This window comes from Acinetobacter sp. YH12023, from assembly GCF_013420135.1.
Classification (GTDB): Bacteria; Pseudomonadota; Gammaproteobacteria; order Pseudomonadales; family Moraxellaceae; genus Acinetobacter; species Acinetobacter amyesii.
The window spans coordinates 278,725-291,379 of record NZ_VOYU01000004.1 but is presented as its reverse complement, the minus strand read 5'-3'; the positions used below and the strand labels follow the sequence as shown (position 1 = coordinate 291,379).

Below are 12,655 nucleotides of genomic sequence, written 5' to 3'. Positions count from 1 at the left end.
AAGTTGTCTTCCAAATTTATCAGCCCGTTGACTGACGCGTTTTACAATAAATAATCGGGGTTTAAAAGGGGAAATGAGGGTGCTGACCTCGAAACTCAAGGAGCTTTTCGACGTCGTCATCAATTCCGGCTTTCAGTGCTTCAAGCGAAGGGTAGTCCTTTTCGCCATGTAAAAAGTTCAAGAACGTCACCCGCATTAACAGGCCATACAGATTAGCAGAAACATCAGGAAAATGTACTTCTAATCGCCATTCAGGATGTTCCTGTTTAATCGCGGGACGCGTACCAACATGCCCTGCACCAAACAGGGCAGAGGGTGCATAACCTGCAACCCCTAATTTGTCAGCATTTTCGCTTTTTACTTTATCTGTTAAAGATTCGGTTTCACAAATGACATCGACTGCATAAATGCCATTTAAACAAGGTTTATGACGGTTTAAACGCACATTAATGGTAGGAAAATTAATCGTGCGACCGATTTGATCGCCATACTGTACACGACCTGTGATGCTATAAGGACGACCTAAAAGCTTTGCGGCATGGGCAAGGTCGCCTGCTTGTAATGTCTGACGAACCAGTGTTGAACTGACACGTTCGCCATCGACTTCGACATTTTGCAGGGCTGTGACTTGGAAGCCGTATTGGCGTAAAAATTCGCTATTGCCTTGACGGTTTTTGCCAAAGTGGTGATCTTCGCCCAAAACTAAACTTTGTGTATTGAGTTTATTTTTTAAAATATCGGCAAATTCTTCAGCGCTGAGATTACGAAAGGCATTGTCAAATTTCGCCACCACAATATAGTCGACACCCAGTTCAGTTAAATATTCGACTTTTTCACGTAGTGAACTGATTCGAGGTGGAGCGTCATAAGCTTTAAAGAATTCAAGTGGTTGTGGCTCAAAAATCATCACAGCTGTTTTTAAGTTTTGTTGCTGTGCTATGTCTTTGAGCTGGCTGACCATCGCTTGATGACCCAAATGTACGCCATCAAAATTGCCAATGGTCACGGCAGTTTTGGGGAGTTCTAAGTGGGGCGCTAAAGCATTCAGACGGAGCAGCTTCATGGGCGAATCAATTGTTGAAAATGTTTGAGGGCTATATATTGCCATAATCTTCTGCGTTCGTCTTGTTGTTGTGTTTTTACTCAAGTTTTTTTATGCAGAGATGAATTTGTTATCAGTAAAATAAATTATAAAAATAAATATTAATCAATTTTTCTTATTTAATGGTGTGCTTAAACTATAGACATTCCATTTTGATGAGCATCATGCGATGAAAATGCCATTTTATCAACTCCAGCATAAACAAGACTTGATTCGTCATTTCACCCCAAACTGGTTTACGGTGGTGATGGGCACAGGTGTGGTGGCCCTCATTTTACCATCTATAGCGTTGGCGCCGCAGTGGATGTGGTCCATCGGAGCAGGGTTGTGGCAGATCAGCATCGTGTTGTTCATATTGTTTAGTGGGATGTATCTCAGCCGATGGATCTTGTATCCACAAGAAGCCAAGCAGATTTTCCAGCATCCGGTGATGAGTTTATTTCTTGGGGCAATCCCCATGGCACTGGCAACCCTGATCAATGGCGCATTGAAATTTGGCACCACGCTGTACACTGAGTTTTTGGGCGTAAGCATCATCACATGGGCTGAATATTTATGGTATGTCGATGTGTTGATGGCAATTGCGATTGCATGGTGTGTTCCATTTCTGATGTTTAGTCGTCAGCAACATGCGCTGCAAGGCATGACCGCAGTATGGTTATTGCCGATAGTGGCTTGCGAGGTGGCTGCCAGTTCAGGCGGTTTATTGTTGGCGCATTTACCTGCACAGGCCCATGCTGTCCATATTTTGCTGGGGAGTTATCTGCTTTGGGGGATCTCAGTATTTCCAGCATTTGCCATCTTAAGCATTTTGTTGCTGCGTCTGGCTTTACATCAATTGCCAAGCAAGGATATGGCGATCAGCAGTTGGTTGGCCTTAGGACCGATTGGGACAGGGGCTTTAGCGCTGTTAGTTTTGGGCGAGCAAGCCCCACGTATTTTGACAGCAGTAGACTTGGCAGATTTAGGACAGGTGTTGCTTCAAGGCGGCGTGTTCGCAGCCCTTGTTCTACTTGGATTTGGTGTATGGTGGTTCGGAATCGCCATACTCATCACGCTAAAACATTTGCGAGATTTACCCTTTAATCTCGGGTGGTGGGCGATGACGTTTCCATTCGGCGTTTTTAATTTGGCGGTCATCCATTTGGCGAAACAAACGCAGTTACACGCTATTGAACAGTTCAGTACTTTTTTTGCAGTATTGCTCTTTACGCTTTGGATATTGGTAATGCTGAAAACCATACAAGGGTTTTATCGCGGCAGCTTATTTTTTTCTCCGTGTTTAAAAGCGTATTGTGATGCTCAGCGCGCATCTTAATTGATGTTGGGTGAATGTAAATCCGTTGAAGAAAAATATAGCGCGTTGGCTTTGACGGATTTCAGCAAACAAATATAGAGCTTCTGCAAGCGTGTGATGCAGTTACGTTATTTTGCTATCCAAGCAAAACATTCATGTATAAAATTTGCGCGTATTTTCGAGAGATCAACTGGCTTCGAGATATAAACTTGCTTGTAGTGTAGGTGCTAGAGTAAGGATTATGGATTAAAACAAAAAAGATAAAAATAAGGATCGAATTATGTGTAATCAAACCAGTTTTTGGGATGATGCCAAAGGATTATTAGAAGAATGGTACGTCGCTTGTACCTCTAAAGAACTCAAAAAAGATCAGCCTTTTTCAGCCACCCTGTATGGTAAAAAAATTGTTCTGTTCCGACAAAAAGATGGAACAGCTGCTGCATTGCTCGATCAATGTGTACATCGTGGCGTGCCTTTGTCTCAGGGTAAAATGACTGATGGCTGCGTGACGTGTCCATATCATGGCTGGTCGTATCAGGGCGATGGGTATGTGGCGCATATTCCTAGTGTCAATGGACAATTTTTTCCAGAAAAACCGCATCCTTTTAAACAGCGTAGTTTTGATGTATGTGAGCAAGATGGGGTGGTATGGATTTATCTCGGTGAAAAGCCCAAACAGGAACGCCCAGAAATATTTAAATTACCGTTTTATGATCAAGCCGGCTGGGTCAGCTATTACATGGTCGGCAGTTATGATGGTGAGATGGGCGCTGTTGCACAAAATATTATGGATGTGACCCATACTATATTTGTCCATGAAGGCTGGTTTCGTTCAGAGTCCGGAAAAGCCGTAGATGCCACCATAGATGTCGGGCCGCGCAAAGTAGTCGTTGACTATCATGACCATGATGCAGATGTTGGCATGATGCCATGGCTGACCAATCCGCATGGTGCTGAACAGGTTCACCGCGACAGTTTTATCGCACCGAATATTACCTTGGTGGAATACCATTGGGGAGAGCCGTCGGGTATGGTGTTTAATAGTCTGATTAGCCCTGTGGGACCGTATGAGTCAAGGGTTTATACCTGTGTTAGTTATAAATTTCCGATTCCAAAATTGTTGTCTAAGGCATTGATGCCGGCTGTGAATGCCTATACTTGGGTGGTCAACAAACAAGACATTAAAATTTTGTCAGCGCGAAGAGCTGGCATCGAGCATATGCCGATGACCCATTCGCATAGTGTACGAGGGGATATGGCACATATTGCCTTAGAGAAGATTTTAGATGCCTTACGTCACGACCAACAATTGGCACCATCTTTTATTGGCAAACGTCCGATGCAATTTCAAATTTGATAGCAGTTGAATCTGCTTGAGGAGTTTATTTTTCTGAGCAATGTGATTTTTGAAGATGATTTTTTCTGCGCACGTGCAAATGTATGCTATATGAAGGCATTAATTTGAGGAGACCGCTATGCGTCAGCAAATCGCTTTAATTATGGCACTGCCGAGTGAATCTAAAGGCTTATTTGAAGCTGCAGGCATTGAAGTGCATTACAGTGGTATTGGTAAAGTCAATGCCGCATTTAAAGCCTTTGATGTGATTCAAAAAACCGGATGTCATACTTTGCTGAATTTGGGCACTGCGGGAAGTTCACATTTTGATGCACATGCTTTGGTTGAAGTAGCTCAATTTGTACAACGGGATATGGATGTATCGCCTTTGGGTTTTGATGTCGGGGTGACCCCGATGGATACCGATCATCCTGCTGAAATTCAGCCAGAGAGCATGTTTAGTCATTTGCCTAAAGGAATTTGTGGTACAGGCGACAGCTTTGAAACTGGGCTGCCGAAAGTACCGTGTAATCTTGTCGATATGGAAGGCTACGCAATCGCTAAAGTATGTAAAAAACTGGGTGTTCGCTTTGTGTCGGTAAAATATATTACCGATGGTGCGAATGACACAGCACATCTGGATTGGGAAGAAAATTTATTATTCGGCGCAAAGAAATTATTGGAATTATATCAAACAGTAAAATAAGGCATTCAGCTAATTTCGGTCGGCGACCATAGAATGCTATGGTCGTATGCCAATTCGACCCAATTCAATTTACTTTTCTGGGCGTGGAATTACACCGTAAAGCATCATATGGACGGTATGTTGAATAATCCGTTGTTGCATACTGCGATTACGTAAGGTTTTTCCAGTGACCATTTCCATTTGGGTTGCAAAGTCAGCATAGTTTTGCGTGATTGCCCAAATGTTCAGAATTAAAAGTTCTGGATCAATATCTTTTGAAATTTTGCCTTGTTCTTGCCAGTTGCTAATGACTTTGGCTTTGCGTTTCACTAATTTTTTTAGTGGGCCTTTTAAAATTTCAAGAATGTGTGGTGCGCCCTGAATGACTTCAAGTGCGAACAAACGTGAGGCTTTCGGTTGCGTACGTGATACTTCAATTTTCTGCAATAGATAATTGGTGATCGCTTCTTCGGGCTCAAGGTCTGCTTCCAACATTTGTAGCGGAGCAAGCCACTTTTGTAGAACCGTTGTCAGAACTTCAACATAAAGCGCTTCTTTATTTTCATAGTAATAGAAAATATTCGATTTATGCATTTCTGCAATCTGTGCGATCTCATCCAAGCTGGCGCCATTGAAGCCATACAGGGAAAAGACATCCAGTGCTGCATTAAGCAACTGGTGGCGTTTCTGGGTACTCTTTTTTTGTTCCATTAGCTCTTTTAAGAAAATGAAAAGGGAATATTGAATTGTACGGCAAATCAACAGATTTGTGCACAATCATCGTTTTTAATTTTATGAATTTTGGCAGTTTATTCTGTTCAACGGTCAAATAAATACGACGAATGCCATAATATTTCAAATAATCATTTTAGGGTGAAATTTAAATAAATCATTATTTTTAGTCATGGATTTATATGATTTGTCGTAATTTTTGTGATGTATTTGTCAACAGGCGATAAATCTACCCTCAATGCTAAACATGGTTTTGTTGCGATATTGTTCTTGAATAGTACAGGAAGTCACACGGTTTAAGTGATGATTTCCTGCACAAGTACAGCTTAAGTGGCCAAGACCGCTTGTAAGACTTGTTGTTCAAGTTCAGTAAATTCAATGCCTTTTTTTCGTGGGCGGGTCAAATCGACACTAAATTCTTTGGCAATATGGCCTTTATCGAGCAAGATTATACGGTCTGCCAACTGCACGGCTTCACTTACATCATGCGTGACCAAAATCGCGGTAAACCCTTGTTCAGTCCAGAGTTTTTCAATCAAATTCTGCATATCTAAACGTGTTAAGGCATCGAGCGCACCCAGTGGTTCATCTAGCAGCAAAATGCGTGGTTTATGTGACAAAGCACGTGCCAGTGCAGTACGTTGACGTTGCCCCCCTGATAGCTGTGTTGGCCAAAGCCCCGCTTTATCTTTTAAACCAACTTTCTCGAGGAGTGCTGTGGCATTGGCATGTTGGTCTTTGCTTAAACCGAGTTGCACATTTTTCTCAATGCTACGCCAAGGCAGGAGGCGAGGGTCTTGGAACATCACACGAATATCATCACTTGTGATGCCTTCACGAATATGACGTGCAGACTTAAATTTAATTTCGCCATAACTCGGTTTTTCTAAGTCGGCGATGAGGCGAAGCAGGGTACTTTTACCACAGCCACTACGACCGACAATCGCCAAGAATTCACCGGGTTGAATATGTAGGTCAAGGTCTTCAAGGACTTTAACATCGCCATAAAATTTGTGTAGTTGTTCAATCAGGATCTCTGCGCCCAACACCGCATGGGGGTTGATATCCTCGACTGAAGAACGCTGAGGTTGGGTTGAGTCGTCTGCATGACGGCTTATGCTTAAATCGGTCATCACATGCTCCTTATTTTTGGTAACCCGAGTGCCAACGGAGTAAATATTTTTCTAAGGCAACAGCCAGTACATCGGCCAATTTACCGAGTAGGGCATACAATAAAATCCCGACCAAGACGATGTCGGTTTGCAAGAATTCGCGTGCGTTCATGGTCATATAACCGATGCCGGCTTGTGCAGAAATGGTTTCTGCCACAATCAACAGAACCCAAACGAGCCCGAGTGAAAAACGCAGACCAACTAAAATAGACGGCATCGCTCCCGGCAGAATGATTTCTTTATACAGTTGCCAGCCACTCAAACCGTAGCTTTTGCCCATTTCAATCAGTTGAGGATCTACAGAGCGAATACCATGATAGGTGTTGATATAAATGGGAAAGAATACGCCAATAGCAACTAAAAAAAGCTTGGCCGATTCATCGATCCCAAACCATAAAATCACCAAGGGAATCAGGGCAAGAGCAGGAATGTTACGGATCATTTGCAGCGTGGTATCAAGTAGCGTCGATGCTGTTTTGGATGAACCATTCAGCAGCCCTAAAAAAAGACCTAATCCACCACCGACTAAAAGCCCAACCAAAGCACGACCCGCACTGATTTGAACATGCTTCCACAGTTCACCACTGATCAGTAAATTCCAAAAGGCCACCACCACCGCACTTGGCGCAGGCAAAATGCGACTTTCTAACAGCCCTGTAACAGAGGCAATTTGCCACCCGATAATTAATGCAATAGGAAACAACCAAGGCAGCAAACGCTGCCCGAGTTGTGTTCCACGTGAAACCTTCGGTGCTTTGAAGGTTTCAACAGAAACAGTTTTGGACATTAGGCCGGCTCCTGAATCTTTTCAGCTTTTTTATTTTCATCTGGGGTGTAGTTGTTCGCGACGATCTCACCAAATGGGCCTGTTAAGTTAGGTTGAACCAATTTCTGACGTGTTTCCAATGGCAGTAGTGGGAACACCAATTCTGCAAAACGAATAGACTCTTCAAGGTGTGGGTAACCAGAGAAAATAAAGGTGCTAATTCCTAGATCGGCATATTCTTGGATACGTGCGGCTACCGTTTCAGGATCACCAACGAGTGCCGTACCTGCACCACCACGAACCAGGCCAACACCCGCCCATAAGTTTGGCGATACTTCTAATTTGCTACGCTCGCCGTTGTGCAGTTCAGCCATACGGCGTTGACCAACAGAGTCCATGGTTTTGAACTTGGCTTGCGCGGCTGCAATGGTGGCATCGTCGACATATTGGATCAGCTCTTCAGCTGCTTTCCATGCCTCTTCATTGGTTTCGCGCACAATGACATGTAAACGAATGCCATAATTCAGTTCACGTCCTTTGGCTTTGGCTTTTTCACGCACCACTGCAATTTTTTCTTTTACCGCAGCAGGTGGCTCACCCCAAGTTAAATAGGTGTCAACTTGATCCGTTGCCAGTTCAACAGCTGCCTCTGAAGAACCGCCAAACCATAGTGGTGGATACGGTTTTTGTACCGGTGGATAAAGTAATTTTGCGTCGTCCACACTCAGGCGTTCGCCATGGAAGGTATAGCTTTCACCAGTATGTGAACGGGTTAAAATTTCACGCCAAATCGTGGTGTATTCTGCGGCAGTTTGGTAACGCGTCGCATGATCTTCATAGACACCATCACCCTTGAGTTCTTGCTCATCACCGCCTGTAACTAAATTCAGTAAGATACGACCGCTAGATAAACGGTCAAATGTTGCAGCCATACGTGCAGTCAGTGCAGGCGTTGTCACCCCTGGGCGTAGCGCGACTAGAAATTTTAGATTTTTAGTGGCATCAATCAAGCTTGCAGCTGTAAGCCATGGATCTTCACATGAACGACCTGTCGGAATCAGAACGCCTTCATAGCCAAGATTATCCACCGCTACTGCAATTTGCTTCATGTAGGCATGATCGACTTGGCGTGCACCTTTACTTGTTCCTAAGTAGCGACTGTCACCGTGGGTAGGGATAAACCAGAAAATTTTCATGTTCAGTTCCTTGTATTTTTGATGGCTCGGGTATCAATGTGATGAAGGTGTCCAAACTTGCTTTTGGACTTGAATGTTGTTTGGAATCAGTTGGACTTGTTTAAATAAGTCCGCAATATTTTGCTGTGCTTGTATGACCTCGGGTGTCAGTGGGCGCACAGGAGATGGTTTGGATCGGCGAGAAAAGGCTTGCGCAGCAATATTCTTTTGCAGCCCAGTGCTGTTTTGATAAACCTCTAAAGCCACATTTTGGTTCTTCACAATCCACTGATCGGAAGCGTCTAGGGCCTTTAAAAATTTAGCTGGGGCATCAGGGTGCGTTTGAACGACTTTTGGATTTGCCACATAAAATGAATAGGTCTTTGGAAAATCACCAGATTGAATCAGCACTTTAGCCTGAGCATCCAACTCCGCTGCAGATAAAAACGGGTCCCAAATGGCCCATGCATCAATTGATTTTTTATCAAATGCGGCCCGTGCATCTGCTGGTGGAATCCAAATCGGTTGAATGTCATTCCAAGTCAAACCGGCTTTTTCTAAAGTTTTGGCTAATAACTCATGTGCACTCGAGCCTTTTTGTACAGCAACGCGTTTGCCACGTAATTCTTGAATGGTTTTGATTGAGCTATCCGCTGGAATCACGACAGCAAGCGACTGTTCAGGCACCACTTCATAGCCAATATAATTCAGGTCTTTATTGGCAGCTTGGGCAAAAATAGGCGGGGTGTTGCCGACATAGCCATAATCCACCGCACCGACGGCAAGGGCTTCTAACATTTGTGGGCCAGCAGGGAATTCCTTCCATTTAATCTGAGCGCCGGGAAATTGTTGTTCAAAGAGCTTTTGTTCACGGGCAACCAGTAAATTTAAGGCTGATTTTTGGAAACCGATAACCAAGGTTTTTACGGCTGTTTCAGCTGGTTTTTCACCATCCTGCTGTGCTGTTTCTTGTTTTTGGCAGGCACTGAGTCCAAGGCCCAAAGTGGCTAAAGTCAGTATGGAAAATGTTCTTAGAATACGCATGGCATCGCCCTTATGCTGTAGTCGGCTTATTTAATAATGGCCGACTCAATATTTAATTTATTTGGAATTAATTTTTCGTTATAAAACGCATCAGCGACTTGCTGCTGCTCCTGCGCCACTTGTGCAGTAATCGGCGTCACTTGATTGCCTAAGCGAGAAATTGATGTTTTAAGTACATCTAGACCTAAGCCGGTTTTGCCTTCGAGTAACTTGGCCGCTTCATCTTGATTTTTTGAGACCCATTGCGTGGTCAAATTCAACTCATTCACCACAGCTTGCAGGACTTTTGGATTTTCCTGAGCAAATTTGCGATCGGCCAAATAGAACTGGTAGTTCTTCACCAAGTTTTCGCCATTGGCAATGGTGCGAGCATTAAGTTGATGCTCAGCGGCGGAAAGGAACGGGTCCCAAATTACCCATGCATCAACGGCACCTTTTTCAAAAGCAGCACGTGCATCGGCAGGCGGTAAATACACGACATTGATGTCGCTAAATTTAAGCTGATTAGCTTCCAACAACTTGAGCAACAGGTAATGCACGTTTGAGCCTTTGTTTAAGGCCACACGTTTACCTTTTAAGTCCTGAATACTGTGAATAGCCGAATCTTTTTGCACAATTAATGCTTCTGCTTTTGGAACAGCAGGTTGGTTGGCAATGTAAACCAAATCGGTTTGAGCAGCTTGAGCAAAGATAGGTGGTGCTTCACCGACTTCACCAAATGAAACACTGCCCACATTGAGACCTTCAAGCAGCTGTGGACCCGCAGGAAATTCCACCCATTTGATATTTACACCTTGGCTTTTTAAGGCTGTTTCTAAGGTTCCGCGTTCTTTTAAAATTGGCAATAAGCCATATTTTTGGAAGCCGATATTTAAGGTGACATTTTCTTCAGCCTCTTTTTTGCCACAGCCCGACATCATCATGGCACCCACAACAGCTGTAGACAGTACAAGTGTTTTTGTCCAAAGTTTTGCTTTGTGCGTACGCATGTGTTGCTCCTATAAAGGTCTAAATTTGCAGAACTGTTGATTTATGAACACATAAGCTAAAGAGTTTTCTTTTTCGAAAAAAATAAGAAAACTTAAATTTAAAATCAGGAAAAAAGATAAATAAATATCAGCAAAACTTATGAGAAATTATGATTTTAGAAAAACATATAATGTGTCGAAGTATTATTTTAAGTTATTGAAATTATTTTATTTATTTGGGTTATTTAAATGGTAGATATGGTTATTCTATGGCTTGCAAAGTGATTTGAGGGGATAGCCAAGGGATTCGGCATAACCTTATGCAAAATAATGCTATTCAGCGCATAAAAAAAGCCACTTTAAAGTGACTTTTTACAAACCAATGAGTTTCTTTGGTAGTTATATAAGGCCTGACGGGCATTCGGTAAGTCATCGACACTGACTTGTTCAAAACCTTGTTCAAGGAACCAATGCGCTGTCCGTGTGGTCAAAATAAACAATTGTTCAATACCTAAATCTCGCGCTTTTTCTTCTAAATAATGCAAAATTTGGCTGCCACGATTCGATTTTCGATAACCTGGATGCACAGCCACACATGCGATTTCAGCAGAGCGTTTCTCATTCCCTGTGACAGGAATCGGGTATAACGCAGCGCAAGCCAAAATCGTACCGTCACGTTCAATCACTGCAAATTGTCCAATTTCATTTTCCAGACGTTCGCGTGAGCGATAAACCAAGATACCTTCTTGTTCGAGAGGGCGTAAGAGATTGATTAAGCCACCCACATCTTGAATATCGGCAGTACGCACTTCTTCATAATGCGCATCCGTGATCATGGTGCCAGAACCGTCACGTGTGAACAATTCTTCGATCAATGCGCCATCATAGGCATATGAAATAAGATGAACACGGTGTACGCCTTGTAACGAGGCATCTTTAGCAACGCTTAAATGCAGGGCAATATCGGGATTAGAATCTTGATATTGCAAAATATGCTGATCAAGTTGATGAGGTGTAATTTCGCGTTGTAGCTGCCCATGTTCATTGTGCAAACCGTGTTGTTTGCCCAAGAAAATTAACTTATCCGCTTTTAAACTGATGGCGGTTTTGGTCGCAACTTCTTCAGCCAATAAATTAAACACTTCACCTGTAGTGGAATAACCTGTCGGCCCAAGCACCACAATGTTTTGGCTCTCTAAATGACGTTGAATTGCATCGATATCGACGGAACGAACTTCACCAGACAGTTGAAAATCGATACCGTCACGAATGCCATACGGTTTTGCCGTGACTAAATTACCTGAGACCACATCAATACGCGCGCCGTACATCGGTGAGTTGGCTAAACCCATAGATAGGAGGGCTTCAATTTGCAGACGAATGGAGCCAACAGCATTCATCACAGCAGGTAAAGATTCGCGAGTGGTGATGCGACGATGATGATGAAATGGTGTCTGGATGCCGCTGCTTTGTAAATTATGATTGATTTGCGGACGGGCACCATGCACCAAAATTAGACGAATACCAAGCGAGTGTAATAAGGCAATATCGTGAATAATGTGTTGAAAATTTTCATGTTGCAGCGCTTCACCATCAAACATGATGACAAAGGTTTTGTTGCGATGCGCATTAATATAGGGTGCAGAATGACGGAACCAATGCACATACTGTAAGGTTGTGCTGGAAGATGGTTCAGTGATATTCGTTTGCATGCCTATGCCTGTTTATTCGCTTTGGTATGGATGATTCTAAACAAAAACATATGACAGCGGAAAGCAAATATAAAAAAACACCTGAACAGTGTTCAGGTGTTGGGAAAGGGACTTAAGAGATCGTCGAATGATTAGCCATTCTTAATGCGAATGATACGATCGGTACGATCATTGACTAACACATAGTCACCATTGATTTTGTACCATTGTTGATAACGACCGGTGTTCGGTAAGCGGCGCGCTTCACGATCACTCACTTTGTAGCGGCTTGAATCGAAATAACGAGGAAAGCTTTGACCGACACGCCAATCGCGGCTTGGATTTACACGACGAAAGTCATTACGGTCGTAGCGATTATTGTCATAACGGTTGTTGTTATTCCAATTGCTCGGACGGTGATCTTTGTCCCAACGGTTGTCTTGATGTTGGTATGACGGATGGTAACGGCGGTCATCTTGACGATGGTCTGGCGCAGCAATGGCTGCTGTTGTTACCATCAAAGCCGATACGGAAAGAACTAAACTCGATACGATTTTGTTCATGGGACACCTCTATACATTTCTAATCTGTTTTTCGATGATTCAAAATTAGCGAGAAAGTTCAGAGAAAGCGTGGGGGCAATATAGTTGAATTGTGAAATGTATGGAGGAAATTTGAAGGTGTGTA

Annotated in this window: 12 protein-coding genes; 3 read left to right on the top strand and 9 right to left on the bottom strand. The window is 43.2% G+C overall.

Annotation, left to right across the window (positions count from 1 at the left end):
- Positions 1–61: 61 nt before the first annotated feature.
- A complete protein-coding gene (gene ribF / locus FTT92_RS06680; RefSeq protein ID WP_111886018.1) occupies positions 62–1,063 on the bottom strand; it encodes a riboflavin biosynthesis protein RibF in 1,002 nt (333 codons plus the stop codon).
- A 208-nt stretch (positions 1,064–1,271) separates the two neighbouring features.
- Here ribF and FTT92_RS06675 point away from each other — a divergent pair, with 208 nt between their 5' ends.
- From FTT92_RS06675 to FTT92_RS06665, 3 genes are all read left to right on the top strand, one after another.
- Positions 1,272–2,420, top strand: a complete 1,149-nt coding sequence (locus FTT92_RS06675) for a TDT family transporter (protein ID WP_180171706.1) — start codon at positions 1,272–1,274, stop codon at positions 2,418–2,420.
- Positions 2,421–2,679: 259 nt separating this feature from the next.
- Positions 2,680–3,756, top strand: a complete 1,077-nt coding sequence (locus FTT92_RS06670; RefSeq protein WP_180171705.1) for an aromatic ring-hydroxylating dioxygenase subunit alpha — start codon at positions 2,680–2,682, stop codon at positions 3,754–3,756.
- Positions 3,757–3,874: 118 nt separating this feature from the next.
- Entirely contained in the window at positions 3,875–4,441 is a 567-nt protein-coding gene (locus tag FTT92_RS06665; RefSeq protein ID WP_078190650.1) for a 5'-nucleosidase, read from the top strand.
- 69 nt (positions 4,442–4,510) lie between these two features.
- Here the strand turns inward: FTT92_RS06665 and FTT92_RS06660 are convergent, their stop codons facing one another.
- The 8 genes from FTT92_RS06660 to FTT92_RS06625 all read right to left on the bottom strand — a co-directional run bounded on the left by FTT92_RS06660 (position 4,511) and on the right by FTT92_RS06625 (position 12,531).
- Complete coding sequence (locus tag FTT92_RS06660) at positions 4,511–5,131, bottom strand: TetR/AcrR family transcriptional regulator (protein ID WP_078190649.1); 621 nt, start codon at positions 5,129–5,131, stop codon at positions 4,511–4,513.
- Positions 5,132–5,478: 347 nt separating this feature from the next.
- A complete protein-coding gene (locus FTT92_RS06655; RefSeq protein WP_180027319.1) occupies positions 5,479–6,285 on the bottom strand; it encodes an ABC transporter ATP-binding protein in 807 nt (268 codons plus the stop codon).
- 10 nt (positions 6,286–6,295) lie between these two features.
- Positions 6,296–7,111, bottom strand: coding sequence for an aliphatic sulfonate ABC transporter permease SsuC (gene ssuC, locus FTT92_RS06650; RefSeq protein ID WP_180101703.1), 816 nt, complete (start codon positions 7,109–7,111; stop codon positions 6,296–6,298).
- The gene (ssuD, locus tag FTT92_RS06645) at positions 7,111–8,286 is read right to left on the bottom strand and encodes an FMNH2-dependent alkanesulfonate monooxygenase (RefSeq protein WP_180171704.1); all 1,176 of its coding nucleotides are present in this window, start codon (positions 8,284–8,286) and stop codon (positions 7,111–7,113) included. The genes ssuC and ssuD overlap by 1 nt, the downstream gene beginning before the upstream one ends.
- A 33-nt stretch (positions 8,287–8,319) precedes the next feature.
- Positions 8,320–9,309 (bottom strand): aliphatic sulfonate ABC transporter substrate-binding protein, encoded by a 990-nt coding sequence (locus FTT92_RS06640; protein WP_180171703.1) that lies wholly within the window; start codon positions 9,307–9,309, stop codon positions 8,320–8,322.
- Between the two features lie 26 nt (positions 9,310–9,335).
- A complete protein-coding gene (locus tag FTT92_RS06635) occupies positions 9,336–10,298 on the bottom strand; it encodes a sulfonate ABC transporter substrate-binding protein (protein WP_180024668.1) in 963 nt (320 codons plus the stop codon).
- Between the two features lie 338 nt (positions 10,299–10,636).
- A complete protein-coding gene (argA, locus tag FTT92_RS06630; protein ID WP_111886026.1) occupies positions 10,637–11,989 on the bottom strand; it encodes an amino-acid N-acetyltransferase in 1,353 nt (450 codons plus the stop codon).
- Positions 11,990–12,120: 131 nt separating this feature from the next.
- Positions 12,121–12,531 (bottom strand): RcnB family protein, encoded by a 411-nt coding sequence (locus tag FTT92_RS06625; protein ID WP_180171702.1) that lies wholly within the window; start codon positions 12,529–12,531, stop codon positions 12,121–12,123.
- Positions 12,532–12,655 lie beyond the last annotated feature (124 nt).